This is a genomic window from Phenylobacterium sp., assembly GCF_013911965.1.
In the GTDB taxonomy this organism is placed as follows: Bacteria; Pseudomonadota; Alphaproteobacteria; order Caulobacterales; family Caulobacteraceae; genus Phenylobacterium.
The window spans coordinates 1-25,716 of the sequence record NZ_JACESE010000028.1 but is presented as its reverse complement, the minus strand read 5'-3'; the positions used below and the strand labels follow the sequence as shown (position 1 = coordinate 25,716).

23 protein-coding genes, 1 tRNA gene and 1 pseudogene are annotated in these 25,716 nt (G+C 67.7%); 21 read left to right on the top strand and 4 right to left on the bottom strand.

The window, feature by feature from the left end:
• The 3 genes and pseudogenes from tuf to H2041_RS18555 all read left to right on the top strand — a co-directional run.
• Nucleotides 1-128: pseudogene (gene tuf / locus H2041_RS18565) on the top strand (elongation factor Tu); the annotation flags it as partial.
• A gap of 175 nt (nt 129-303) precedes the next feature.
• Nucleotides 304-1,518: a GNAT family N-acetyltransferase gene (locus H2041_RS18560; RefSeq protein WP_293415286.1), complete on the top strand. Its 1,215-nt coding sequence runs from the start codon at nt 304-306 to the stop codon at nt 1,516-1,518.
• 11 nt (nt 1,519-1,529) lie between these two features.
• Entirely contained in the window at nt 1,530-2,444 is a 915-nt protein-coding gene (locus tag H2041_RS18555; RefSeq protein ID WP_293415284.1) for a transcriptional regulator, read from the top strand.
• On the opposite strand, the gene H2041_RS18550 is transcribed toward H2041_RS18555, so the two are convergent.
• The gene (locus tag H2041_RS18550) at nt 2,434-2,682 is read right to left on the bottom strand and encodes a hypothetical protein (protein WP_293415282.1); all 249 of its coding nucleotides are present in this window, start codon (nt 2,680-2,682) and stop codon (nt 2,434-2,436) included. The two genes, H2041_RS18555 and H2041_RS18550, sit on opposite strands and share 11 nt — an antisense overlap.
• Nucleotides 2,683-2,892: 210 nt before the next feature.
• Here H2041_RS18550 and H2041_RS18545 point away from each other — a divergent pair.
• The 6 genes from H2041_RS18545 to rplA all read left to right on the top strand — a co-directional run bounded on the left by H2041_RS18545 (nt 2,893) and on the right by rplA (nt 5,683).
• Nucleotides 2,893-2,968 (top strand) — tRNA-Trp (locus H2041_RS18545).
• A 108-nt stretch (nt 2,969-3,076) separates the two neighbouring features.
• Nucleotides 3,077-3,349 carry a preprotein translocase subunit SecE gene (gene secE / locus H2041_RS18540; protein ID WP_293415280.1) on the top strand — a complete coding sequence of 91 codons (273 nt, stop codon included), beginning with the start codon at nt 3,077-3,079 and terminating at the stop codon, nt 3,347-3,349.
• A 9-nt stretch (nt 3,350-3,358) separates the two neighbouring features.
• Nucleotides 3,359-3,928, top strand: a complete 570-nt coding sequence (gene nusG, locus H2041_RS18535; protein ID WP_293415278.1) for a transcription termination/antitermination protein NusG — start codon at nt 3,359-3,361, stop codon at nt 3,926-3,928.
• 111 nt (nt 3,929-4,039) lie between these two features.
• The gene (locus tag H2041_RS18530) at nt 4,040-4,366 is read left to right on the top strand and encodes a GxxExxY protein (protein ID WP_367134427.1); all 327 of its coding nucleotides are present in this window, start codon (nt 4,040-4,042) and stop codon (nt 4,364-4,366) included.
• A gap of 190 nt (nt 4,367-4,556) precedes the next feature.
• A complete protein-coding gene (rplK, locus tag H2041_RS18525) occupies nt 4,557-4,988 on the top strand; it encodes a 50S ribosomal protein L11 (RefSeq protein ID WP_293415276.1) in 432 nt (143 codons plus the stop codon).
• 5 nt (nt 4,989-4,993) lie between these two features.
• The gene (gene rplA, locus H2041_RS18520; RefSeq protein WP_293415274.1) at nt 4,994-5,683 is read left to right on the top strand and encodes a 50S ribosomal protein L1; all 690 of its coding nucleotides are present in this window, start codon (nt 4,994-4,996) and stop codon (nt 5,681-5,683) included.
• A gap of 77 nt (nt 5,684-5,760) precedes the next feature.
• Here the strand turns inward: rplA and H2041_RS18515 are convergent, their stop codons facing one another.
• Both H2041_RS18515 and H2041_RS18510 read right to left on the bottom strand, forming a co-directional pair.
• The gene (locus H2041_RS18515; RefSeq protein WP_293415272.1) at nt 5,761-7,248 is read right to left on the bottom strand and encodes a PepSY domain-containing protein; all 1,488 of its coding nucleotides are present in this window, start codon (nt 7,246-7,248) and stop codon (nt 5,761-5,763) included.
• Between the two features lie 14 nt (nt 7,249-7,262).
• Entirely contained in the window at nt 7,263-7,850 is a 588-nt protein-coding gene (locus H2041_RS18510; protein ID WP_293415270.1) for a hypothetical protein, read from the bottom strand.
• A 429-nt stretch (nt 7,851-8,279) separates the two neighbouring features.
• On the opposite strand from H2041_RS18510, the gene rplJ reads away from it, so the two are divergent.
• The 8 genes from rplJ (at nt 8,280) to H2041_RS18470 (ending at nt 21,578) form a co-directional block, all read left to right on the top strand.
• Nucleotides 8,280-8,795, top strand: coding sequence for a 50S ribosomal protein L10 (gene rplJ / locus H2041_RS18505; RefSeq protein ID WP_293415269.1), 516 nt, complete (start codon nt 8,280-8,282; stop codon nt 8,793-8,795).
• 45 nt (nt 8,796-8,840) lie between these two features.
• A complete protein-coding gene (rplL, locus tag H2041_RS18500; protein ID WP_293415268.1) occupies nt 8,841-9,227 on the top strand; it encodes a 50S ribosomal protein L7/L12 in 387 nt (128 codons plus the stop codon).
• A 232-nt stretch (nt 9,228-9,459) separates the two neighbouring features.
• A complete protein-coding gene (locus tag H2041_RS18495) occupies nt 9,460-9,585 on the top strand; it encodes a hypothetical protein (RefSeq protein ID WP_293415267.1) in 126 nt (41 codons plus the stop codon).
• A gap of 603 nt (nt 9,586-10,188) precedes the next feature.
• Nucleotides 10,189-14,259 carry a DNA-directed RNA polymerase subunit beta gene (rpoB, locus tag H2041_RS18490; RefSeq protein WP_293415265.1) on the top strand — a complete coding sequence of 1,357 codons (4,071 nt, stop codon included), beginning with the start codon at nt 10,189-10,191 and terminating at the stop codon, nt 14,257-14,259.
• Nucleotides 14,260-14,352: 93 nt separating this feature from the next.
• Nucleotides 14,353-18,546 carry a DNA-directed RNA polymerase subunit beta' gene (gene rpoC / locus H2041_RS18485; protein WP_293415263.1) on the top strand — a complete coding sequence of 1,398 codons (4,194 nt, stop codon included), beginning with the start codon at nt 14,353-14,355 and terminating at the stop codon, nt 18,544-18,546.
• Between the two features lie 137 nt (nt 18,547-18,683).
• The gene (locus tag H2041_RS18480; protein WP_293415261.1) at nt 18,684-20,636 is read left to right on the top strand and encodes a S9 family peptidase; all 1,953 of its coding nucleotides are present in this window, start codon (nt 18,684-18,686) and stop codon (nt 20,634-20,636) included.
• A gap of 77 nt (nt 20,637-20,713) precedes the next feature.
• Nucleotides 20,714-21,175, top strand: a complete 462-nt coding sequence (locus tag H2041_RS18475) for a YbjN domain-containing protein (RefSeq protein ID WP_293415259.1) — start codon at nt 20,714-20,716, stop codon at nt 21,173-21,175.
• 70 nt (nt 21,176-21,245) lie between these two features.
• The gene (locus tag H2041_RS18470) at nt 21,246-21,578 is read left to right on the top strand and encodes a zf-TFIIB domain-containing protein (RefSeq protein WP_293415257.1); all 333 of its coding nucleotides are present in this window, start codon (nt 21,246-21,248) and stop codon (nt 21,576-21,578) included.
• A gap of 17 nt (nt 21,579-21,595) precedes the next feature.
• Here H2041_RS18470 and H2041_RS18465 read toward each other — a convergent pair whose 3' ends face one another.
• Entirely contained in the window at nt 21,596-22,186 is a 591-nt protein-coding gene (locus tag H2041_RS18465; RefSeq protein WP_293415255.1) for a hypothetical protein, read from the bottom strand.
• A 352-nt stretch (nt 22,187-22,538) separates the two neighbouring features.
• On the opposite strand from H2041_RS18465, the gene rpsL reads away from it, so the two are divergent.
• The 4 genes from rpsL to H2041_RS18445 all read left to right on the top strand — a co-directional run.
• Complete coding sequence (gene rpsL / locus H2041_RS18460) at nt 22,539-22,910, top strand: 30S ribosomal protein S12 (protein WP_293415253.1); 372 nt, start codon at nt 22,539-22,541, stop codon at nt 22,908-22,910.
• Between the two features lie 12 nt (nt 22,911-22,922).
• Nucleotides 22,923-23,396 carry a 30S ribosomal protein S7 gene (gene rpsG / locus H2041_RS18455; protein ID WP_293415251.1) on the top strand — a complete coding sequence of 158 codons (474 nt, stop codon included), beginning with the start codon at nt 22,923-22,925 and terminating at the stop codon, nt 23,394-23,396.
• Between the two features lie 101 nt (nt 23,397-23,497).
• Complete coding sequence (gene fusA, locus H2041_RS18450; RefSeq protein ID WP_293415249.1) at nt 23,498-25,576, top strand: elongation factor G; 2,079 nt, start codon at nt 23,498-23,500, stop codon at nt 25,574-25,576.
• A 49-nt stretch (nt 25,577-25,625) separates the two neighbouring features.
• Nucleotides 25,626-25,716 (top strand): GTP-binding protein (locus H2041_RS18445; RefSeq protein WP_292114729.1); only part of this gene is annotated, 91 nt, incomplete at its 3' end.

Sequence of the window (25,716 nt, the reverse complement as noted above, 5' to 3'; positions counted from 1 at the left end):
CCGGCGACAACGCCGAGCTGGACGTCGAGCTGATCACGCCGATCGCCATGGACCAGGGCCTGCGCTTCGCCATCCGCGAAGGCGGCCGGACCGTCGGCGCCGGCGTCGTGGCCAAGATCATCGAGTAACCGCACAGCGGACCGGGCGGGACCTCAAACCCCGCCCACAAGCTTCTAAAGGCCCGCCGGTCATCCGGCGGGCCTTTCCTTTTTCGCAACCTACATCTGGTTGTCTGGCCTGCGCGGGCGCGCGTCTTGCAGTTGAACAACTGCAGGATGTGCAGCGGAGCGGAGGGGCGCCAGAATGGGAGCCGAGATCAGCGTCGAGACGCGCCGGGCCGACGAGCTCGACGCGCGCGAGCGCGCGCTGTGGGCGGAGTTCCGCGCCGCCGCGCCGGAACTCTCCAGCCCCTATTTCGATCTGCGCTACGTGGTCGCCGCCGCCGAGGTGGCGCCTCACGCCCGCATGGCCATCATCCGCCGGGAGGGCCGGATCGAGGGCTTCCTGCCGTATCAGCGCCGCGGCGGCGCCATTCAGCCCATCGGCGCGCCGCTCACCGACTATCACGGCCTTGTGGCGCGACCGGGCGCGGAGATCGACCTGAAGGCGGTTCTCGGGCGCCTGCGCGTGCGCCGCTTCCGTTTCGGCGGGCTGGTGCCGCGCCACGCGCCGGCGGCCGATCTCTTCGCCGACGCCCGCCCGGCCATGGTCGCGGACCTGTCCCAAGGCTACGAGGCCTATCTGGAGCAGCGCCGCGCCGCGGGGCAGGGCGGCTTCCTGAAGGACAAGCGCCGGCGCATGCGCCAACTGGCCGAGCAGGTGGGGCCGTTGAGGTTCACGCTCACCCCCGACGCCGACGCCCTGGACGCCATCATCCGGGAAAAGCGCGAGCAGATGCGCCGCACCGGCCAGCACGACGTGTTCGCCACAGCCTGGACCCGCGACCTGCTGCGGCGGCTGAGCTGCGGGACCGCCGACGATTTCGGCCTCCGGGTGGCCGTCCTGCGCGCCGGCGATCATGTGGTGGCCGCGGAGGCGGGCCTGCTCTCCGGGCGCGCCTATCACCTCTGGTTTCCTGTCTACGATCCGGAATTCGCACGCTATTCGCCCGGCGCCCTGATGACGCTGGAGACGTTGCGCGTGCTGGCCGAGCAGGGCGTCGCCACCGCCGACTTCGGACCAGGGGCGGAAGACTACAAGCGCGCCTTCGCCGATCCGGCCGGGCAGGTCCTGGAGGGCGACGTGATCGCCGATCCCTTCGTCGAGGGGATGCGCGCCCTGCTGCGCCAGACCATGGCGCGTTCGCCCGCCCTGCATGAGCGGATGAGCGCCCTCTACCGCCGCCTCGACCGCCGCCTGGACCGCATCGCCGCCTGCGAGCCGGGGCTCAACGGACAGATCACCGCCGCCGGCCGTTCGCTCGGCCGGATCGGCCGCCGGCATCCGCGCATCGGCGCGGGCGTCGGCCTTGGACTTTCTCTCGCCGGGGCCAGCGCCGGCCTGCTGCTGCTGGACTGAAGGAAACGACCATGACGACGAACGTCACCGACCGCCTGATTCCCGCCTGGAGCGCCGAGCAGAAGCGCGACTTCCGCAAGGCTCCGATCGTGTTCGGCCACCGTCTGGCCGAGACCGGGCTCTTCGACGACGAGGCGCTGGCGGCCCTGCTCGACCGCTATCCTGCCGAGCTCTACGACATCAACCTGTTCGACTATGACGACGAGGGGCGGGCGACCATGCGCACCGGCGTGCGCGGCCGGCTGCCCGGCGAGAAGGTGCTGGAAGGGATCAAGGACGGCCGCGTCTGGGTTCAGCTGCGCCGCGTGGAGCAGCACTATGAGGGCCTCGCCCCGGTCATCCACGCCGCCTTCCGTGAGATCTCCCGCGAGGCGCCGGGCTTCCGGCCCGTGCAGCTCAACGGACAACTGATCCTGTCGGCGCCCCAGGCCAAGGTGCCGTTCCACGCCGACGCGCCCGGCGTCTGCCTGTTCCACATGCGGGGACGCAAGCGCATCTGGATCTATCCGGCAGACGAGGTCCACATGCCCCAGACGGGCATGGAGGACATCATGCTCAAGCAGCAGACCGAGGACCTGCCCTACAACCGGGGCATGGACGCCGCGGCCCAGGTCTTCGACCTCACGCCCGGCATGGCCGCCACCTGGCCCCTGCACGCGCCGCACCGGATCGAGAACCAGGAAGGCTTCAACGTCTCCCTGTCCGTGGACTACCAGACCTGGGGCACGCGCATCACCAACGGGGCCCACTACGCCAACGGCATCTTCCGCCGGAAGGGGATTCCCGTCGCCGCCATGGACCGCACGCCCATGCCGGCGCGCACCGCGCTGTGGGCGGCGTCCCTGGCGCTGAAGCGGGCGGGCCTGGTCGAGGACAAGATCGCCAATCTGGACCGCAGCTTCGAACTGGACGGCGTCAAGACCTAGGCGGGTCGCCCAGCGGGCTCTTGGGTTCGTCCCCCTGGTCGTGCCGCGACCGGGCCGGTTCGGGCGCCGCCGCGTGCGGTTCGCCGGTCGTCGGATCCGTCCGGGTCTTGGCCGATTCCGTGGTGTCCTTTTCGCCGGCCGGGACATAGGCGGAGCGCGGCGGGACGCCGGGCCGCTGTTCGTCGTCGCGGTTGCGGTCGTCGCCCGGCTCGCCGGCGCGCGGAGCTTCATCGGACATGGCGTTTCGCCTCCTGGAGCGTTCGGTGGTCAGGTCCCTGGAACGCGGGCCGGACGCCCTTCGATCCCACCTTGCCGGGCGCGGCGCCCCCTGCTAAACGACCCGGCTCCGGCGATGAGCCGCGCGCGCCGGCGGGACACCGCCTTCCGGCGCGTTGTTCATTGACCGGAATCAGGTCCTTAGCTGTCAAAGGCGAGGGGCCGGCCGCGTAGGAGTGTAGCTCAGCTGGTAGAGCATCGGTCTCCAAAACCGAGGGCCGGGGGTTCGAGTCCCTCCACTCCTGCCACTATCTTTGTTCGTGAAGCCGTAGAACGCGCGGGCGGGGCTTCCGCCGCCCGGGAGTAGAAAGTCGCTATCCTCGATGGCCAGGAAACCGAGCGGAACGCCGCAAGCGATGAGGAGCCGCGCCGCCAAGACGGCCGCCGCCATGTCCTCGGGCTCGTCGCTCGCCGACTCTGCGCCGAAGAAGAAGACCAGCCCCGGTCAGTTCGCGCGGGAAGTGCGCGCCGAGGCGCGCAAGATCACCTGGACCAGCCGCAAGGAGACCTGGATCACCTCGGTGATGGTCGGGATCATGGTGGTGCTGGCGGCGATCTTCTTCTTCGCGGTCGACTCCATTCTCGGCTGGGGCATGGGGCTGCTGCTCCAGCTCGCCAACGCGGGGTAGGATAACAAGATGAGCAACGAAACCGCCGCGCAACCGACCGCGCCTTCGAACCACAAGTGGTACATCGTCCACGCCTACTCGAACTTCGAGAAGAAGGTGAAGGAGTCGATCCTCGAGCAGGCCCGTTCCCAGGGCCTGGAGGACCAGTTCTCCGAGGTGCTGGTGCCCACCGAGGACGTGGTGGAGATCCGCCGCGGACGTAAGATCAACACCGAGCGGAAGTTCTTCCCGGGCTATGTCCTGGTGAAGATGAACCTCACCGACGAGGCCTATCACCTCATCAAGAACACCCCGAAGGTGACGGGCTTCCTCGGTTCGGGCGCCAAGCCGATGCCGGTGTCCGAAAAGGAAGTGGCCCGCATCATCGGCGCCATCGAAGAGGGCGTGGAGCGGCCGAAGCCGACCATCACCTTCGAGATCGGCGAGCAGGTGCGCGTCACCGACGGTCCCTTCGCCAGCTTCAACGGCTCGGTCGAGCAGGTCGACGAGGAACGCGCCCGCCTGCGGGTCACGGTCTCCATCTTCGGCCGCGCCACCCCGGTGGAACTCGAATACGGCCAGGTCGAAAAGATCAGCTGATCGCGGTCGTGCCGCGTCCAAGAGGTGACACGAAGAGCACCAAGGACGCGAAGGACACGAAGACGTGGATGAGGCCGCAGACCGCATCGCGCGCGAGGTGGTCGACGCGGGCTGGTCCATCGCGCGCTCGGACCCGGCCTTCTCGAGGCTGCCTACGAGCACTGCCTGGCTTACGAGCTGGAGGGGCGTGGCCTGTTGGTCGAGCGACAGCTGCCTTTGTCGATTGTCTATGAGGGTTTGCGCTTGGAGGGCGCCTATCGCCTCGACCTTCTCGTTGGACGTTCTGTGATCGTCGAGGTCAAGGCCGTCGAGGCGCTTTCGCGCCTCCATGAGGCGCAACTCCTGACCTACATGAGATTGTCCGGCCACCGGCTTGGCTTGTTGGTGAACTTCAACGTCGAATTGCTGAAGCACGGGCTGCGACGGCTCATCCTTTAGGCTTCGTGCCCTTTGCGGTCCTTTGTGTCCTTCGTGTCACCTCTTTCGGCCGCTTGCCCCCGAACCATCCCGCTGATAGAAGCGCGCCCTTCGCCGGGCGGCCATCGGGTCGCGCGGCTCAAATCCGTGGGAGGAGCGCCAACTCCGGACCACGGCTCAACCGGCCGGGCCTCCGGCCAAAGAGGAGAAGATGGCCAAGAAGATTCTGGGCTACATCAAGCTGCAGGTGCCCGCGGGCTCCGCCACGCCTTCGCCGCCCATCGGGCCGGCGCTCGGCCAGCGCGGCGTCAACATCATGGGCTTCTGCAAGGAGTTCAACGCCCGCACCGAGAAGGAAGTGAAGGGCACGCCCCTGCCGACGGTGATCACCGTCTACCAGGACAAGAGCTTCACCTTCGTCACCAAGACCCCGCCGGCGACCCACTACATCAAGGAAGCCGTCGGCCTGAAGTCCGGCGCCAAGCTCACCGGCCGCGAGACCGTGGGCAAGATCACCCGCACCCAGCTGCGCGAGATCGCCGAGAAGAAGATGAAGGACCTCAACGCCAACGACGTCGAGGCCGCCGCCCGCATCATCGAGGGCTCCGCCCGTTCGATGGGCCTTGAGATCGTGGAGGCCTGATCGCCATGGCCAAGCAACCCAAGCGCATTCAGGCCTGGACCGGCGACCGCATGGCCGCCCATCCGGTGGAAGAAGCCATCCGCCTGGTGAAGGAAAACGCCAAGGCCAAGTTCGACGAGTCGATCGAGATCGCCGTCAATCTGGGCGTCGATCCGCGTCACGCCGACCAGCAGGTCCGCGGCGTCGTGAACCTGCCGTCGGGCACCGGCCGCGACGTCCGCGTCGCCGTCATCGCCAAGGACGCCAAGGCCGAGGAAGCCAAGGCCGCCGGGGCCGACATCGTCGGCGCCGAAGAGCTGGTCGAGCGCATCCAGGGCGGCTTCATGGAGTTCGACCGCGTGATCGCCACCCCCGACATGATGGCCCTCGTCGGCCGTCTGGGTAAGGTGCTGGGCCCGCGCGGCCTGATGCCGAACCCGCGCGTCGGCACGGTGACGCCGAACGTCGGCCAGGCCGTGAAGGACGCCAAGGGCGGCGCCATCGAGTTCCGCACCGAAAAGACCGGCATCATCCACGCCGGCATCGGCAAGGCGAGCTTCTCCGAAGACGCCATCCTGGCCAATGTGAAGGCCCTGGTGGACGCGCTGAACAAGGCCAAGCCGTCGGGCGCCAAGGGCACCTATGTGAAGAAGATCAGCCTGTCTTCGACCATGGGCCCCGGCTTCAAGGTCGATACGAGCTCCGTCGGCGCCTAAGCGTCCGACCGACCGGAAAAGCGAAGGGAGCTGCGGCGACGCAGCTCCCTTTTTTCGTTGTCCCCCGGGGCGGCGGCCTATTCGCCGGGCGCAGGGGCCGGCTGGAGCGCGGGCTCGGCCCCGGCGCGTCCGATCAGGGTCGAGGCGCCCAGCGCCAGGGCGATGGCGAGGAGGCTCAGGCTGACCGGCAGGGCCGTCGGCCCGAGCGCATCGGCGCCGAACCGCGCGGCATGGACGGCCAGGACCAGCAGGATGGCCGCGGCGGTGGCCAGCCGGAGCAGGCGCGAGAAGCTGCGCGTCTCGGGCGCGAACGGCGCGGCGATCAGGAGCAGCGCCGCCAGGCCCCAGAAGACGGGTTCGGCCGGGATCTCCCAGGCCAGCATGCCGACGGCTGCGACCGCCAGGGCGAGACCCGAGCCCCAGACGGTGGCGATCCAAAGCCGTTCGGCCTTGGGCGCGGGACGCCCCTGGGCCCGGCGGCGGACGAGCCAGATGTTGACGCCGCTGGCGACCACCACGCAAAGCGCCAGCCCCAGAGCGCCATAGGCCAGACGGATCGGCAGTCCGCCGAAGGAGCCGAAGTGCAGCGGGTACATGGCCCAGGCCGTCTGCTGGCCGAGGCCGCCGTCGGTGGCGCCGAGCTTCGACTGGAAGCGGCCCGCGCCGTCGAAACGCCAGGTTTCGGCATAGACGAGCTGGCCGGGAACAGTGGCGCTGACATCGATCACCTGGCCACGGGTTCCCGGCGCCTCGACGCTCAGATAGCTGGGCTCGGCCGCAGGCGCGAGGGCCGCGATCTGGGCGACCGCGGCGTCCAGGCGGGGCGGCGGGGCGGCGGCGGCGTCCGCCGCCGGGGCGGCGCCGAAGAGGGGCGCCAGCAGACGGTCACGGTCGCCCCCATAGACCGTGGCCCCGGCGAGGAAGAGCAGCACGCCGGCCAGGCCGAAATAGGCGCCGGTCAACGAGATCACGAGATGGAAGGGCGCGCCCCAGACGCTCAGGCGATTGTGCAGATCGGCCTGGGACAGGCGCGGGGACGAGGTCCAGCGCAGGGCGAAGGCGTCGCGGAAGATGCGCGGGTGCGCCGCCAGCCCCGACAGGATCAGCCCGACCATGGCCGCGCCGACCAGGCCGACGACGGCGATCCCGAAGGTGTGGGGCAGGCTGAGATAGTAGTGCAGGTGCTCCAGGAAGTGGGTCCACTCGTGGGAGACCTCACCCCACAGCGCCCCCTCGGCGGTGGCGAACCAGGCCTGCTCGCCGACATAGACCGCGCTGCGAGGCGCTTCGGCCGTGGGCAGGGTGATGAACAGGCGGTCGGCCGGTCCGTCGGCGGCGGCCATCACCTCGCCATAGAGCCGGTCCAGGGCGCCGGGGGCCATGGCGGCGAACTCCGGCACGTTCGGCTGCTCCCACCGCTCGAAGTCGGTCATGAAGACGGCCAGGACGCCGGTCAGGGACAGCAGATAGGCCAGCCCGCCGACCACGAGGCCGAGCGCGGAGTGTCCGGAAAGCACGGTGCGGACGAAGTTCGGCGGAACCTTCGGCCAGAGGGTGGCGGCCATGTGTCAGGGCTCCTTCAGGGCAGCAGGTAGAGGAGGCCGCCCAGGGCGGCCACGACGCCGGCGACGGCGAGCGTGCGCGACAGGCGCGGATCGGCGCAGGCCCAGGCCATGCCGAGCCCCCAGACGAGCGGCGTGATCAGGGCCGCCGACATCAGCTGTTCGCCGGCGCCGCCGGGGCCGTTGCGCACCACGCCCATGCCCAGCATCAGGCTGGCGACGCCGAAGACGGGCAGGGCCAGGCCGACGACGGCGGCGGTGCGCCAGGGGGTGCTCGCGGCGCTGGTCCCCGGATCGACGCCGGCGCCGGCGGCGCTGACCCGCTGCGGCTTGCGCCGCTGATCGGGCGCGCGGCGCCACTCGGTGCGAAGCCCGATCACGACGAGGGGGAGAAGGCCCGCGGCCGTCATCCAGGCGGCGACGCCGCTTTCACCGGAGGCCGCGTGAAAGAAAGGGACGGCCGAGACGAGGAGCAGGGCCCAGCCGCCGACCAGCCAGGGTGCGTGCGGCCTGCCTCTGCGGCGCCAGGCCTCCAGCAGGGCGAGCACGCCGAGCAGGCAAAGGACGAGGCCGGCGGTGAGCCAGGCGGCGCCGTTCAGGCCCATGACGCTCTCTCCACGAATGCGACGCGTTTTCAATCGCACTGTTACGGGCGGCGAGGGCGGGGGTCAATGGAGGCGCGGCGATCGGGCGTTGAAACCGCCTGTCGGCTGGTGTATGAGCCGCGCCTTCTAAGGTTTCGCCGGTCCGCAAGGGGCGGCGAGGACGGGGGGCGCCATACGCCTTCCGATCCTGTCCAAGAACTGCGGGGTCCAGGGGCCGCCTGGACCATAAGCGTGGGAGAGCCCTTCCACACTCGCGGGGAGACGGGAAGATGACCGCCGTCCTTAGCTCTTTCCGCGTGCGGGAGGGGCGCGCCGGCTGCGACTTCTCTCAATGGACAGGCTGCCGGTCCGCCGCGGGTTCGCCCGGGGCGTGGCTGTCGTTACGGCGTCCGGAATGGTCCGGCCGCCGCACCTGAGTAGGAGACCGCAATGGACCGCGCTCAAAAGCAGGAAGCGATCGAGACGCTGAAGGGCGTCTTCGCCGAGTCCGGCGCCGTGGTCGTGACCCACAATCTGGGTCTGACCGTTGCGGAAATGACGAATCTCCGGGGCCGCCTGCGTGAGCAGGGCGCCCAGCTGAAGGTGGTGAAGAACACCCTGGCCCAGAAGGCTCTGAACGGCTCGGTCGGCGAGGAGGGCGACGCCCTTTTCACTGGCCCCGTCGCCATCGCCTACGGCCCGGATCCGGTCTCCGCCGCCAAGGTCGCCACCCAGTTCGCCAAGGAAAACGAGAAACTCGTGATCATGGGCGGCCTGATGGGCACGCAGGTTCTGGACAAGGCCGGGGTGAGCGCGCTCGCCACGCTTCCGTCCCTGGACCAGCTGCGCGGCAAGCTTATCGGCCTCATTCAGGCTCCGGCGACCAAGGTCGCGGGCGTCCTGCAGGCGCCGGCCGGTCAGCTGGCTCGCGTCATGGGCGCTTACGCCGCCAAAGACGCCGCCTGATCGTCATCTTCCCGACACCCCAACACCGCTTAAGGATCCATACCCATGGCCAATCTCGAAAAGATCGTTGAAGACCTGTCCGCCCTGACCGTCCTGGAGGCCGCCGAGCTCTCCAAGATGCTCGAAGAAAAGTGGGGCGTTTCGGCCGCCGCGCCGGTGGCCGTGGCCGCCGCTCCGGCTGCCGGCGGCGGCGAAGCCGCTGCGGCCGCTGAAGAGCAGACCGAGTTCACCGTCGTGCTCGCCGCCGGCGGCGACAAGAAGATCAACGTGATCAAGGAAGTCCGCGGCGTCCGTCCGGACCTCGGCCTGAAGGAAGCCAAGGACCTCGTCGAAGGCGCTCCTCAGAACATCAAGGAAAACATCTCCAAGCAGGAAGCCGAAGAGATCAAGAAGAAGCTCGAAGAGGCTGGCGCCACCGTCCAGATCAAGTAAGCCGGAGCGCGACACTCGCGTTCCGACGTCTTGGAACCGTCCTTCCTCAAGGAAGGCCGGGGACGGCGCAAGCTTTGCGCATCTTCGCGGGCCCGGGGGGAGACCTCCGGGCCCGTTTCCGTTGGCGCCTCAGCCGTGGCGGGATTTGTTCCTGCCGTCGCTGTAGGGCGCACCGGCCGATCCGGCCGAGGGGGCCAGGCCCGCCTACGATCCCTCAATCTGCAGCGCCCCCATGCCCGATATCCAGAACCTCAAGAAGCAGGCCAAGCAGCTCGTCCGCGGGTATCGCGAAGGCCGCCATACGGTCGCCGCGGACTGGTGGTTCGCGATGCGGCGACAATCTGCATTCGGCAGGTGAAGCGTCCGGTGATGGACCACAGCGTCGGCGGTGAGCTGCTGTCGGCCGCGGTGATGGTCAGCAACGCGCGGCTATTGTTCCTGGAGCTTGAGGCGCGGGGGGGATCATTCACCGCCCGCTGAAGCGCGAACCCTGGCATGGCCAGGGGCAGGGGAACTTCATCGTCGCCGATCCCGACGGGAACCTGATCGAATTCGGCGGGCGGACCGACTGACCGGGAACCATGCCTACGGCCGGCCGGTTGGTCCGCCGTACGAACGAAGGTCCAAGATCATCACCCGGGATACGCCCGGGAGCCCCTGAAGCGGTGAGGCGACGGTCGCGGCGGACCGCCGCCTCACTTTTTCTGTGTAAAAGGGCTTCCCAAGGGCTTGCAAACGTCTTAAGTGGCGAGCTTCGCGAAATTCCGATTCAGCCAAGACGCGAGTCTTCGCGCGTTTGACTCCGAGGCATGGTCCGTCGCCCTCCGACCATGCGAGGGAGCGTCCCCGACGCAAAGGGGACTTTCCAGCGTCCGGCTCCCGCAAGGGAGATCCGAGGGTGGACGCAGGATGAACAATCGACGCGCGGGAACCATCTTCCGCGTGTCCGCAAGGGACAACAATGGCGCAATCCTTCACCGGCAAGAAGCGGATCCGGAAGTCGTTCGGCCGCATCCCCGAAGCTGTCCAGATGCCGAACCTCATCGAGGTTCAGCGCTCCTCCTACGAGCAGTTCCTCCAGCGCGAAGTGCGCCCCGGCGAGCGCCGGGACGAGGGCGTCGAGGCGGTCTTCAAGTCGGTCTTCCCGATCAAGGACTTCAACGAACGCGCCGTCCTCGAATACGTTTCCTACGAGTTCGAAGACCCGAAGTACGACGTCGAGGAGTGCGTCCAGCGCGACATGACCTTCGCCGCGCCGCTGAAGGTCAAGCTGCGCCTCATCGTGTTCGAGACCGATGAGGAGACCGGCGCCCGCTCGGTCAAGGACATCAAGGAGCAGGACGTCTACATGGGCGACATCCCGCTCATGACGGAGAAGGGCACCTTCATCGTCAACGGGACCCAGCGCGTCATCGTCTCCCAGATGCACCGCTCGCCGGGCGTCTTCTTCGACCACGACAAGGGCAAGACCCACTCCTCGGGCAAGCTGCTCTTCGCCGCCCGCGTCATTCCCTATCGCGGCTCCTGGCTCGACTTTGAGTTCGACGCCAAGGACATCGTCTATGTCCGTATCGACCGTCGTCGGAAGCTGCCGGCGACGACCTTCCTCATGGCGCTCGGCATGGACGGGGAGGAGATCCTCTCCACCTTCTACGAGACCGTGCCCTTCGAAAAGCGCGAGGGCGGCTGGGCCACGCCCTACAAGGCCGAACGCTGGCGCGGCGCCAAGCCGGACTTCCCGCTGATCGACGCCGACACCGGCGAGGAAGTGGCTCCGGCCGGCCAGAAGATCTCCGCCCGCAATGCGCGCAAGTTCGCCGACGGCGGCCTGAAGACCCTGCTGCTGGCGCCTGAGGCCCTGTTCGGCCGCTACCTGGCCAGCGACCTCGTCAACGTCGAGACCGGCGAGATCTACGCCGAGGCCGGCGACGAGATCGACCAGGCCCTGCTGGCCGCCCTGGAAGAGCAGGGCTTCACCAAGTTCGACGTCCTCGACGTCGACGACGTGACGGTCGGCGCCTACATGCGCAACACCCTGCGCATCGACAAGAACACCACGCGCGAAGACGCCCTGTTCGACATCTACCGGGTCATGCGTCCGGGCGAGCCGCCGACGGCCGAGGCCGCCGAGGCGATGTTCAACAGCCTGTTCTTCGACTCCGAGCGCTACGACCTGTCCTCGGTCGGCCGCGTGAAGATGAACATGCGCCTGGAGCTCGACTGCCCCGACGACGTGCGCGTCCTGCGCAAGGACGACGTGCTGGCCGTGCTCAAGACCCTGGTGGGCCTGCGCGACGGCCGCGGCGAGATCGACGACATCGACAACCTGGGCAACCGCCGGGTCCGCTCGGTGGGCGAGCTGCTGGAGAACCAGTACCGCGTCGGCCTGCTGCGCATGGAGCGCGCCATCAAGGAGCGCATGTCCAGCGTCGACATCGACACGGTCATGCCCCATGACCTGATCAATGCGAAGCCGGCGGCTGCCGCCGTGCGGGAGTTCTTCGGCTCCTCGCAGCTGTCGCAGTTCATGGACCAGACCAACCCGCTCTCGGAGATCACCCACAAGCGCCGTCTTTCGGCCCTTGGCCCGGGCGGTCTGACCCGCGAGCGCGCCGGCTTCGAGGTGCGCGACGTGCACCCGACGCACTACGGCCGGATCTGCCCCATCGAGACGCCGGAAGGCCCGAACATCGGCCTCATCAACTCGCTCGCCACCCATGCGGTGGTGAACAAGTACGGCTTCATCGAAAGCCCCTATCGGCGGATCAAGGACGGCAAGACCACCGATGAGGTGGTCTACATGTCGGCCATGGAAGAGGCCAAGCACGTCATCGCCCAGGCCAACATCAAGCTGGAGAACGGCGAGATCGTCGAAGACCTGGTGCCTGGCCGGGTGAACGGCGAGCCGACCCTGCTGGCCAAGGACACCGTCGACCTGATGGACGTCTCGCCCAAGCAGGTCGTCTCGGTCGCCGCCTCGCTGATCCCCTTCCTGGAAAACGACGACGCCAACCGCGCCCTGATGGGCTCGAACATGCAGAAGCAGGCCGTGCCGCTGATCCGTACGGATGCGCCGCTGGTCGGCACCGGCATGGAGAGCGTCGTGGCCGTGGACTCCGGCGCCGTGGTCGTGGCCCGCCGCTCCGGCGTCATCGAGCAGATCGACGGCACCCGGATCGTCATCCGCGCCACGGAAGAGACCGACCCCACCAAGCCGGGCGTCGACATCTACCGTCTGCAGAAGTTCCAGCGCTCCAACACCTCGACCTGCATCAACCAGCGTCCGCTGGTGCGCGTCGGCGACCGGGTGAACGCCGGCGACGTGATCGCTGACGGCCCGTCGACGGAGCTGGGCGAACTGGCCCTGGGCCGCAACGCCCTCGTCGCCTTCATGCCCTGGAACGGCTACAACTTCGAAGACTCAATCCTGATCTCCGAGCGGATCGTGCGCGATGACGTCTTCACCTCGATCCACATCGAGGAGTTCGAGGTCATGGCCCGCGACACCAAGCTGGGCCCGGAAGAAATCACCCGCGACATCCCGAACGTCGGCGAGGAAGCCCTGCGCAACCTCGACGAGGCGGGCATCGTGGCGATCGGCGCCGAGATCCAGCCGGGCGACATCCTGGTCGGCAAGGTCACGCCGAAGGGCGAGAGCCCGATGACTCCGGAAGAGAAGCTCCTGCGCGCCATCTTCGGCGAAAAGGCTTCCGACGTCCGCGACACCTCCCTGCGCCTGCCGCCGGGCGTGTCGGGCACGGTGGTCGAGGTCCGCGTCTTCAACCGCCACGGTGTCGACAAGGACGAGCGCGCCATGGCCATCGAGCGCGCCGAGATCGACCGCCTGGGCAAGGACCGCGACGACGAGTTCGCCATCCTGAACCGCAACATGACCGCGCGCCTGCGCGAGATGCTGGTGGGCAAGGTCGCCGTCTCGGGTCCGAAGGGCCTGGGCCGCGGCGAGATCACCGCCGAGAAGCTCTCCGACATCGCGCCGGGCCTCTGGTGGCAGATCGCCCTCGAGGACGAGAAGGCCATGGGCGAGCTGGAGGCCATGCGCCGTCAGTTCGACGAGGCCCGCAAGCGCCTCGACCGCCGCTTCGAGGACAAGGTCGACAAGCTGCAGCGGGGCGACGAACTGCCCCCGGGCGTGATGAAGATGGTCAAGGTCTTCGTGGCCGTGAAGCGCAAGCTTCAGCCCGGCGACAAGATGGCCGGCCGTCACGGCAACAAGGGGGTCATCTCCAAGATCCTGCCGATCGAGGACATGCCCCACCTGGAGGACGGCACCCCCGTCGACCTGGTGCTGAACCCCCTCGGCGTGCCTTCGCGCATGAACGTCGGCCAGATCTTCGAAACCCACCTCGGCTGGGCCTCGGCCGGCCTCGGCCGTCAGATCTCGAACATGCTCGAGGCCTGGCAGAACGGCGGTCAGCGCGCCGCCCTCGTGGAGTGGCTGGAGGACATCTACGGCAAGGACCAGGAGCTCCCCGAGAGCGACGAGGACCTGATCGAGCTGGCCCGCAACCTCTCCAAGGGCATCCCCTTCGCCACGCCGGTCTTCGACGGCGCGCGCATCGAGGACATCGAGAACCTGCTGGAGAAGGCCGGTCTCGACCGTTCGGGCCAGGTGACGCTGTACGACGGCCAGACCGGCGACAAGTTCAAGCGCCCGGTCACGGTCGGCTACATCTACATGCTGAAGCTGCATCACCTGGTGGACGACAAGATCCACGCCCGCTCCATCGGCCCGTACTCCCTCGTCACCCAGCAGCCGCTGGGCGGCAAGGCCCAGTTCGGCGGGCAGCGCTTCGGCGAGATGGAGGTGTGGGCGCTGGAGGCTTACGGCGCGGCCTACACCCTGCAGGAAATGCTGACGGTGAAGTCCGACGACGTGGCCGGCCGGACCAAGGTCTACGAGTCCATCGTCCGTGGCGACGACACGTTCGAGGCCGGCATCCCCGAGAGCTTCAACGTGCTCGTCAAGGAGATGCGCTCGCTCGGCCTGAACGTGGAGCTGGAGAACAGCTGAGGCGGACCTCAGCTGCGCACATGACCCGTGCGAGGGGAGGGGCCGTCAGCTCCTCCCCATCGCCTTCGAAATGACTGACGAACTGGATATCCGATGAACCAGGAAGTCCTGAATATCTTCAATCCGGTCCAGGCCGCTCCGACCTTCGACCAGATCCGTATCGCTCTGGCCTCGCCCGAAAAGATCCGCTCGTGGTCCTTCGGCGAGATCAAGAAGCCGGAAACGATCAACTACCGCACGTTCAAGCCCGAGCGCGACGGCCTGTTCTGCGCCCGCATCTTCGGTCCGACCAAGGACTACGAGTGCCTGTGCGGCAAGTACAAGCGCATGAAGTACAAGGGCATCATCTGCGAGAAGTGCGGCGTGGAGGTCACCCTGGCCCGCGTCCGGCGCGAGCGGATGGGCCACATCGAACTGGCCAGCCCCGTCGCCCACATCTGGTTCCTGAAGTCCCTGCCGAGCCGCATCTCGATGATGCTCGACATGGCGCTGAAGGACGTGGAGCGGGTGCTCTACTTCGAGAACTACATCGTCACCGAACCGGGCCTGACGCCGCTGAAGCTGCACCAGCTCCTGTCGGAAGACGACTATCTGCGCTTCCAGGAAGAGTTCGGCGACGACAGCTTCACCGCCGAGATCGGCGCCGAGGCGGTGCAGAACCTGCTCAAGGGCATCGACCTGCCGAAGGAGGCCGAGAAGCTCCGCGAGGAACTGCTCACCACCACCTCGGAAATGAAGCTCAAGAAGACGTCCAAGCGTCTGAAGCTGATCGAGAGCTTCCTCGAGAGCGGCAACAAGCCCGAATGGATGGTGCTGTCGGTCGTGCCGGTGATCCCGCCGGAACTGCGTCCGCTGGTGCCGCTGGACGGCGGCCGCTTCGCGACCTCGGACCTGAACGACCTCTATCGCCGGGTCATCAACCGGAACAACCGCCTCAAGCGCCTCATCGAGCTGCGCGCGCCCGACATCATCATCCGCAACGAAAAGCGGATGCTGCAGGAGTCGGTCGACGCCCTGTTCGACAACGGCCGTCGCGGCCGCGTCATCACCGGCGCCAACAAGCGGCCCCTCAAGTCGCTGGCCGACATGCTGAAGGGCAAGCAGGGCCGGTTCCGTCAGAACCTGCTCGGCAAGCGCGTCGACTATTCGGGCCGCTCGGTCATCGTCGTCGGTCCCGAGCTGAAGCTGCACGAGTGCGGCCTGCCGAAGAAGATGGCGCTCGAGCTCTTCAAGCCGTTCATCTATGCGCGCCTGGACGCCAAGGGCCTGTCGGGCACCGTCAAGCAGTCCAAGCGCATGGTCGAGCGCGAGCAGCCGGCGGTTTGGGACATTCTCGACGAGGTGATCCGCGAACACCCGGTGCTGCTGAACCGCGCGCCCACCCTGCACCGTCTGGGGATCCAGGCCTTCGAGCCCAAGCTGATCGAGGGCAAGGCCATCCAGCTCCACCCGCTGGTCTGCACGGCCTTCAACGCCGACTTCGACGGCGACCAGATGGCCGTCCACGTGCCGCTCTCGCTGGAAGCCCAGCTGGAAGCGCGCGTGCTGATGATGTCGACCAACAACATCCTGTCGCCCGCCAACGGCCGGCCGATCATCGTGCCGTCGCAGGATATCGTGCTCGGCCTCTACTACCTGTCGCTGGTCAAGGACGGCGAGCCGGGCGAGGGCAAGGTGTTCGCCGACCTGGGTGAGATCGAGGCGGCCCTGAACTCGGGCGTCGTCACGCTGCACAGCAAGATCAAGGCGCGCCACACCGAGATGAATGCGGAAGGCGAGGTGGTCACCCGTGTGATCGACACCACGCCGGGCCGCATGAAGATCGCCGCCCTCTTCCCGCGCAACCCGGCGGTCAGCCACAAGCTGCTCGAGAAGAACCTGACCAAGAAGGAAATCGGCAATTTGATCGACACCGTCTACCGCCACTGCGGTCAGAAGGCGACGGTCATCTTCGCCGACCAGATCATGGGGCTGGGCTTCCGCGAGGCGGCCAAGGCCGGCATCTCCTTCGGCAAGGACGACATCGTCATCCCCGAGCGGAAGAAGCCGATCGTCGAAGAGACGCGCAAGCTGGTCGAGGAATACGAGCAGCAGTACGCCGACGGCCTGATCACCAAGGGTGAGAAGTACAACAAGGTCGTCGACGCCTGGGCCAAGGCCACCGACCGCGTCGCCGACGAGATGATGCGCGAGATCTCGCAGCCGGTGAAGGACGTCAACGGCCGCGAGGCCGAGATCAACTCGGTCTTCATGATGTCCAACTCCGGCGCCCGCGGTTCGCAGGCCCAGATGAAGCAGCTCGGCGGGATGCGCGGCCTGATGGCCAAGCCGTCGGGCGAGATCATCGAGACGCCGATCATCTCGAACTTCAAGGAAGGCCTGACCGTCCAGGAGTACTTCAACTCCACCCACGGCGCCCGTAAGGGCCTGGCCGACACCGCGCTGAAGACGGCGAACTCGGGTTACCTGACCCGCCGTCTGGTGGACGTGGCGCAGGACTGCATCATCACCGAGGAAGACTGCGGCACCACGCGGGGCATCACGCTCAGCGCCGTGGTCGAGGGCGGTGACGTGCTGGTCTCGCTCGGCCTTCGCATCCTGGGCCGCTCCACGGCCGAGGACGTGAAGGATCCGTCGAGCGGCGAGGTCATCGTCCCGGCCGACACCTATCTCGACGAGAACCTCATCGAGGTGATCGAGAGCGCCGGCGTCCAGACGGTGAAGGTGCGTTCGGTCCTGACCTGCGAGACCAAGAACGGCGTCTGCGCCACCTGCTACGGTCGCGACCTGGCGCGCGGCACGCCGGTGAACATCGGCGAGGCCGTGGGCGTCATCGCCGCCCAGTCCATCGGCGAGCCCGGCACGCAGCTGACGATGCGGACCTTCCACATCGGCGGCACCGCCCAGGTGGCCGAGCAGTCCTTCTTCGAAAGCGCCAACGAGGGCGTCGTCCGGCTCGCGGGCGGCAATGTCGTCCAGGCCGGCGACGGCGACTTCGTGGTGATGAACCGGAACCTGCAGCTGACCATCCAGGTCGACGGCAAGGACCGCGAATCCTACAAGCCGCCCTATGGCGCGCGCCTGAAGGTGAAGGACGGCGACACGGTCAAGCGCGGCCAGCGTCTGGCCGAGTGGGACCCCTACACCACCCCGATCCTCACCGAAGTGGGCGGCCGCGTCCGCTTCGAGGACCTGGTGGAGAACGTCTCCGTCCGCGAGGAGGCCGACGAGGCCACCGGCATCTCCAACCGCGTGGTCACCGACTGGCGCGCCTCGACCAAGGGTTCGGACCTGCGTCCGGCCATGGGCGTCATCGACGCCGACGGCGCCTACAAGCGCATCTCCAACGGCGGTGAGGCCCGCTACCTGCTGCCCGTGGGCGCCATTCTCTCCGTCGGCGACGGCGATGAGGTGAAGCCCGGCGAGGTGCTGGCCCGTATGCCGACCGAAGGCGCCAAGACGCGGGACATCACCGGCGGTCTGCCGCGGGTGGCCGAGCTGTTCGAGGCCCGTCGTCCCAAGGACTGCGCGGTCATCGCCGAGATGGACGGCCGGGTCGAGTTCGGGCGCGACTACAAGAACAAGCGCCGGATCAAGATCACGCCGGAAGACGGCGGCGAGGCGGTCGAGTTCCTCATCCCGAAGGGCAAGCATATCGCCGTCCACGACGGGGATATCATCCGCAAGGGCGAGTACATCATCGACGGCAACCCCGATCCGCACGACATCCTGCGGATCCAGGGCATCGAGGCGCTGGCGGAGTTCCTGGTCAACGAGATCCAGGAGGTCTACCGACTGCAGGGCGTGCCGATCAACGACAAGCACATCGAGACGATCGTCCGTCAGATGCTGCAGAAGGTCGAGATCCTCGAACCCGGCGACACCGGCCTGCTCAAGGGCGACCATCTCGACAAGATCGAGGTGGACGAGGAGAGCGCCAAGGCCGAGGCCCGCGGCGGCCGTCCGGCGATCGTCCAGCCGGTCCTGCTGGGCATCACCAAGGCCTCGCTGCAGACCCGCAGCTTCATCTCCGCGGCCTCCTTCCAGGAGACCACCCGCGTGCTCACCGAGGCTTCGGTCCAGGGCAAGCGCGACACCCTGGAAGGCCTGAAGGAGAACGTGATCGTCGGTCGCCTGATCCCGGCGGGCACGGGCTCCTACCTGCGCAACCTCCAGCGCATCGCCGCCAAGCGCGACGAAGCCCTGGCGGCCAGCCGCGAGGAGACCATGGAGCCGCTGCCGGAAGTGATCGCCGACGCGGCCGAGGCCGAGACGGTCGACCGTTAAGGCCGAAGGTCCAGCCTGAGACGACGAACGGCCCGGGAGCGATCCCGGGCCGTTTTTCGTGGCCGACGGCCGGTTTCAAGCTTGGCCTTGGGCGCATCCCGCGGCTAACCTCACCAGGGGTTGAGGGGGATGTTCCTATGATTGTCCGGCTTGTACTGGCGCTCGCGGCCTGGGCCGCCGGCGCGACGATCGCCTGCGCCGAACCGCCGCCCGCGGCGGCCTTCGGGCGGCTGCCGGCGATCCAGGACGCGGCCATTTCGCCGGACGGGGCGCACCTCGCCATCCTCGGCGGACCGGCGGGGGCGCGGTCGCTCAACATCGCGCCCATCGACGGAGGCGCGGCGAAGACGACGCCGCTCGGCGACATCGAGGCGGTCGAGCTCTTCTGGGCGGGCGATGCGCACGTCATCGTCAGGGTCGGCTTCTGGGAGAAGCTCGACCAGCGGGCGGAGTACCGCTTCGAACGCAACATCGCCTTCGATCTGGACGGCAAGCCGATCGCCAACCTGCTCTCCAACGACCACGCCAGCCGCTACGCCACGTCTCAGCACGTCGTGCGCGTCGTCCATGGCGAGACGCCCGTGGTCTATCTCATGGGACTGCAGGTCGCGCCTGACCGCTCGCACATCGACTCCCGCGTGGCGCAGCGTGGAGACGGGCAGCACTTCAAGTGGGCCCTGTGGCGCGCCGACCCGGCGACCGGCGAAGGACGGCTCGTGGAGCCTGGCACCTACGAGGCGTGGGGGTTTGAGCCCGACTCCACGGGTGAGGCCCGCGTCCGCCTGGAGACCGACGAGAAGACGGAACTGGATCGCGTCTGGGCCCGCGCCAAGGGCGAGCGGCGGTGGAGCCAGGTTTGGAGCGAGGCCGACGGCGGCGACTACATCGGCTACTCCGACCCGGAGGACGCCATCTATCTGATCTCGGTCGGCGAGACGGGCCATCAGGTGATTCGCCGCCGCCTCGCCGACGGCGTCGATGAACGGGTGGGCGAGGCGAGCCCCTATCGGCCGCATCTGAGCCGTGATCCCTACACCGGGCGGGCGATCGCCATCTCCGCGGGCGGCGAGAGCGTCCAGGCGCAGTTCCTGGACGCCGAGGTCGGCGCAGTGCACGGCCTGCTCTCGAGGGCTCTGCGCGACCGCGAAGTGTCGCTCGTCAGCTGGTCGCAAGACCGTGATCGCTACGTCGTCCGCGCCGAGGAGGCCGATTCCGCACCGGTCTGGTACCTCTTCGACCGGGCCCGCAAGGAGCTGTCGCCCCTGGCGGACGCCTATCCGGAGCTGAAGGACGCGCCCCTGGGCGAGACACGCTGGATCACCTACGCGGCGCGTGACGGCCTCAGCATTCCCGCCTATGTGACGACCCCGCCGGGTGTGGCCGCGGGCAAGCGGCCGCTCATCGTCCTGCCGCATGGCGGCCCCCATTCGCGCGACCAGAACGACTTCGACTATCTGACCCAGTTCCTGGCCAGCCGCGGCTATGTCGTCCTGCGCCCGCAGTTCCGCGGCTCGCGCGGGTTCGGCCTGGCCTTCGAACGCGCCGGCTATGGCGAATGGGCCGGCAAGATGCAGACCGACCTGATCGACGGCGTCAAAGCGCTCGCCGATGCGGGCGTCGTCGATCCGGACCAGGTCTGTATCGTCGGCGCCAGCTACGGCGGCTACGCCGCCCTGGCCAGCATCACCATGTATCCGGACGAATATCGCTGTGCGGCGGCCATCGCCCCGGTCAGCGATCTCCAGATGCTTCAGCTGCATGAGATCCGCGCCGGGGGACGGGATTCGCTCAGCGTCTCCGGACTGCGGGAGATGCTCGGGCAGGCCAGCCGCGAACAGATGGCGGCCGGCTCTCCGGTGACGCACGCCGCGGCCGCCGGCGGACCGGTCCTGCTGCTTCATGGCGACCAGGACACGGTGGTCCAGCTGGATCATTCGGTCGTGATGAAGAACGCCCTGGAGCGGGCGGGCAAGCCGGTGGAGCTCGTCGTCTTCGAGGGCGAGAACCACTACTTCTATCGCCCGACCAGCCGCATCCGCATGCTGCAGGCTCTCGAGGCCTTTCTCACCGAGCATCTGCCGGCGGACTGAAGCTCAGGATCGGCGCTCTTCCCTGCCAAGCTGCGCCGTGCGATTTGGAACGCACATCTGGATAAGGGGAAGTCGAAATGCCGAGATTGCTGCTGGTCGCGATGATCGCCGCCCTGGGGGCCACGTCGGCTGCGGCGCGCCCGCTGCCGGAGGGCGGGGCCACGGCCGCCGAGGTGGCTCAGGTGCTCCGCGACATGGGCTATCGCGCGGAGGTCACCGTCGATAGCGTCGGCGACCCTCTGGTGCGCAGCGCCGCGGACGGAGCGAGCTTCGGCGTCTATTTCTACGGCTGCGACGGCGGCCGCTGCACCAGCCTCCAGTTCGCGACCGGGTTCGACGGCGATCCGCTCAGCTATGAAACCATCAACCGCTGGAACGCCGAGCACCGCTTCGGCCGGGCCTATCTGGACGGCGACATGGACCCGGTCATGGAGATGGACGTCGACGTCGAACGCGGCGCCTCGACCGAGCTGATCGAGGAGGCGGTGGCGACCTGGGCGATCCTCGTCCCGGAGTTCAAGGACTTCATCGGCTTCTGATCCGCAGGGCGGGGCCTGCAGGCGCAACGCCGGACGCCTATATCAGGAGCTCCCAGTCGAGGAGATACCGATGCCGCTCTTGATGTGCCCCAACTGCAATGCGTCCATGCAGAATGTCTCGCGCGCCGGCGTGGACATCGACATGTGCCCCAGCTGTCGCGGCGTCTGGCTGGACCGCGGAGAGCTTGAAAAGCTGCTGGGCGGCGTGCGCGAGGAGCAGGCCGGCGAGGCCGGCGCGCGGGAGCGGTTCGAGCGGGAGGTCGACTCCTTCCATCGCGACCCCGACGCCTGGAAGCGGACCCACCGCTACGACGAGCGCGAGCGCCGCTATCGCTACGATGACGACGACTATTACCGGCACAAGAAAAAGAAGAAGTTCGACATCTTCGACATCTTCGACTGAGGCCGGCGGCCCTCGGCCTAGGGTTCGGGCAGAGGGTTCATGACCGGGCCGCCGCCGGTGGTGTCGATGCCGAGCGGCGGACTGGTTGATTCCTTGTAGGCCCGGTAGGCGGCCTTGCGCGCCGCCGCCGCGTCGAAGGCGCGCTGCTTGTCCTCCTCCAGGACCGGGGGCCGATAGGGCGCTTCGGCCGCCCCCTGGGCGAGCCGTTCCAGGCAGGCCTCGCGCTCTTCCCGCGTCAGGCCCCAGGCCTCGGGGGAGGCGCAACCCACGCGGCTGCGCAAGGCCGACCGGAAGCGGGCCTGGGCCGCCGCGTCCGGCGCTTCGGAGACGGCCGCGGTGACGGGGGCCGTCGCCGGCGCGGCCGCTCCCGGTCGGGCGCTCAGCACCGTCGGGGCGCCAGCTGCGCCGGCTTGCGCGCTCGATCTCGTCTCAGCCGCCAGCTGCGGCCTCGGGACAGGGGCGAGCAGCGTAACCTCGAAGACGCGGGGCTCTGGCGCGAAGGGCAGGGTGGGGCGCACGCTCAACAGGGCGAGGCCCGCCGCAGCGTGCAGGACCAGCACGGCCGTGATCGCCGCCAGCCATCGGGCGCGCGGCGAACCGCGGCTCATCGATCGCTTCGGGAGCGGGCGTCACACATGGCCGCAAGCTTGGCCGCACCGAGGGCGAAACTGTGACCTGGGGCCCGCCAAGCCACAGATTTCGCAAACGTTGACGCGCGGGCGCGAGGCGAGTAAGAACCGCGCTCCTTTCGAGGCCGGGGATTCTTAGTCTCTGGCGCCGATGGACCGAATGTCTTGCAAAGGACGGCCGCCCGCCGGAGCGCTTCAGCGACGCGCGCCGGCGAGTTTTCGCGTTCAGAGGCCGGCTTCGAAGCCTGAGACTAAAGTACGGACCCTTCAACGGGGCGCTTCGGCCCAACGGCACACGCCCCCACAAGCCAAGGAATGGCACAGAGAATAAATGCCTACGGTCAACCAGCTCATCCGTAAGCCGCGGAAGGACAAGCCCTCGCGGAACAAGGTGCCGGCCCTGAAGGGCTGCCCCCAGCGTCGCGGCGTCTGCACGCGCGTCTACACCACCACCCCGAAGAAGCCGAACTCGGCTCTCCGTAAGGTGGCCAAGGTCCGCCTGACCACCGGCATCGAAGCTGTGTGCTACATCCCCGGCGAGGGCCACAACCTGCAGGAACACTCCGTGGTGCTGATCCGCGGCGGCCGTGTGAAGGACCTTCCCGGCGTGCGCTATCACATCCTCCGCGGCGTGCTCGACACCCAAGGGGTGAAGGACCGCAAGCAGCGCCGTTCGCTCTACGGCGCCAAGCGTCCGAAGTAAGGATCAAAGACCATGTCCCGTCGCCGTCGCGCCGAGAAACGCCAAGTCCTGCCCGATCCGAAGTTCGGGGACCTCGTCGTCACCAAGTTCATGAACTATGTGATGTACGAAGGTAAGAAAGCCGTCGCCGAGAACATCGTCTACGGCGCCTTCGACATCCTCGAAGCCAAGCGCAAGGACCAGGGCCCCCTGGAGACCTTCCACGCCGCGCTCGAGAACGTCTCGCCGGGCATCGAGGTCCGCTCCCGCCGGGTCGGCGGCGCGACCTATCAGGTTCCCGTCGAGGTCCGTCCGGAGCGCCGTCGCGCCCTGGCCATCCGCTGGCTGGTCAACGCCGCGCGCAACCGTGGTGAAAACACCATGACCGAGAAGCTCGCCGGCGAGCTTCTGGACGCCTCGTCCAACCGCGGCGCCGCCGTGAAGAAGCGTGAAGACACGCACAAGATGGCCGAGGCGAACCGCGCCTTCTCGCATTACCGCTGGTAAGGCCGGACATCCATCGCTTCCCGGCGCGGGCGGTTTGAGCTAAACCGCCCGCGCCGTTCGTTCAGCACACCCCCGGACCTCTTTCAGCAAAGCCTTTCGCTATGGCCCGTACGCACAACATCGAAGACTACCGCAACTTCGGCATCATGGCCCACATCGACGCGGGCAAGACGACGACGACGGAGCGGATCCTCTTCTACACCGGCAAGAGCCACAAGATCGGCGAAGTCCATGACGGCGCGGCCACCATGGACTGGATGGAGCAGGAGCAGGAGCGCGGCATCACGATCACGTCGGCCGCGACGACCGCCTTCTGGAAGGGCAAGCGCCTCAACATCATCGACACCCCCGGCCACGTGGACTTCACCATCGAGGTGGAGCGTTCGCTGCGCGTGCTCGACGGCGCCGTGGCGGTGCTGGACGGCAACGCCGGCGTGGAGCCGCAGACCGAGACGGTCTGGCGTCAGGCCGACAAGTACGAGGTTCCGCGGATCGTCTTCGTCAACAAGATGGACAAGCTCGGCGCCGACTTCGACAAGTCGGTGGAGTCCATCCGTGACCGCCTCGGCGCCAAGGCCGTTCCGATCCAGCTGCCGATCGGTTCCGAATCCGCCCTGCGCGGCATCGTCGACCTGGTCCGCATGAAGGCCGTGGTCTGGGACAATGACGGCCTGGGCGCGTCCTTCCAGGACGAGGAAATCCCCGCCGACCTGAAGGAAAAGGCCGAACAGGCCCGCTCCTACATGATCGAGAACGCGGTCGAACTCGACGACGAGGCCATGGAGGCCTACCTGTCGGGCGAGGAGCCGTCGGAAGAGACGATCAAGAAGTGCATCCGGAAGGCCGTGCTGACCGGCGCCTTCTATCCGATCCTCTGCGGCTCGGCGTTCAAGAACAAGGGCGTGCAGCCCCTGCTCGACGCCGTCGTCGACTACCTGCCGTCGCCGCTGGACATCCCGCCGACGGAAGGCATCGACTACAAGACCGAAGAGCCGATCACGCGGAAGGCTTCCGACGACGAGCCGCTCTCCATGCTCGCCTTCAAGATCATGGACGACCCCTTCGTTGGTTCGCTGACCTTCTGCCGCATCTATTCCGGCAAGATCGAGACGGGCATGAGCCTGCTGAACTCCACGCGCGACAAGCGCGAGCGGGTCGGCCGCATGCTGCTGATGCACTCGAACAACCGTGAGGACATCAAGGAAGCCCACGCCGGCGACATCGTCGCCCTGGCCGGCCTCAAGGAAACCCGCACGGGCGACACCCTGTGCGACCCGGCCAAGTCGCCGGTGATCCTGGAGCGCATGGAATTCCCGGCCCCGGTCATCGAGATCGCCGTGGAGCCCAAGTCCAAGGCCGACCAGGAGAAGCTGGGCGTGGCGCTCGCCAAGCTGGCCGCCGAGGATCCGTCCTTCACCGTCTCGACCGACCACGAGTCGGGCCAGACGATCCTGAAGGGCATGGGCGAGCTGCACCTGGACATCAAGATCGACATCCTGAAGCGCACCTACAAGGTCGAGGCCAACATCGGCGCGCCGCAGGTGGCCTATCGCGAAAGCCTGGGTAAGCGGGCCGAGATCGACTACACGCACAAGAAGCAGACCGGCGGTACGGGCCAGTTCGCCCGGGTCAAGCTGGTGTTCGAACCGGGCGAGCCCGGCTCGGGCTTCGTCTTCGAAAGCGCGATCGTCGGCGGCGCCGTGCCGAAGGAATACATCCCCGGCGTCCAGAAGGGCCTGGAATCGGCCAAGGACAACGGTCTGCTGGCGGGCTTCCCGCTGATCGACTTCAAGGCCACCCTGATCGACGGCGCGTTCCACGACGTCGACTCCTCGGTCCTGGCCTTCGAAATCGCTTCGCGCGCCGCCTTCAAGGAACTGCGTGAGAAGGGCGCTCCCAAGCTGCTCGAGCCGATCATGGCCGTCGAGGTCGTGACCCCGGAAGAGTATCTGGGTTCGGTCATCGGCGACCTGAACGGCCGCCGGGGTCAGATCCAGGGGCAGGACGTGCGCGGCAACGCCATCGTCGTGAACGCCTACGTCCCGCTGGCGAACATGTTCGGCTACGTGAACACCCTCCGGGGCATGTCGCAGGGCCGCGCCCAGTTCACCATGCTCTACGACCACTACGATCCGGTGCCGCAACACGTCGCCGACGAAGTGATCAAGAAGTACGCCTAACCATCCATCCCTAGTTAGAGGACAAGCCCGGACAGGGCTGGAGCTTGAAATGGCTAAAGAGAAGTTCGAACGCACGAAGCCGCACTGCAACATCGGCACGATTGGTCACGTTGACCATGGCAAGACGACGCTGACGGCGG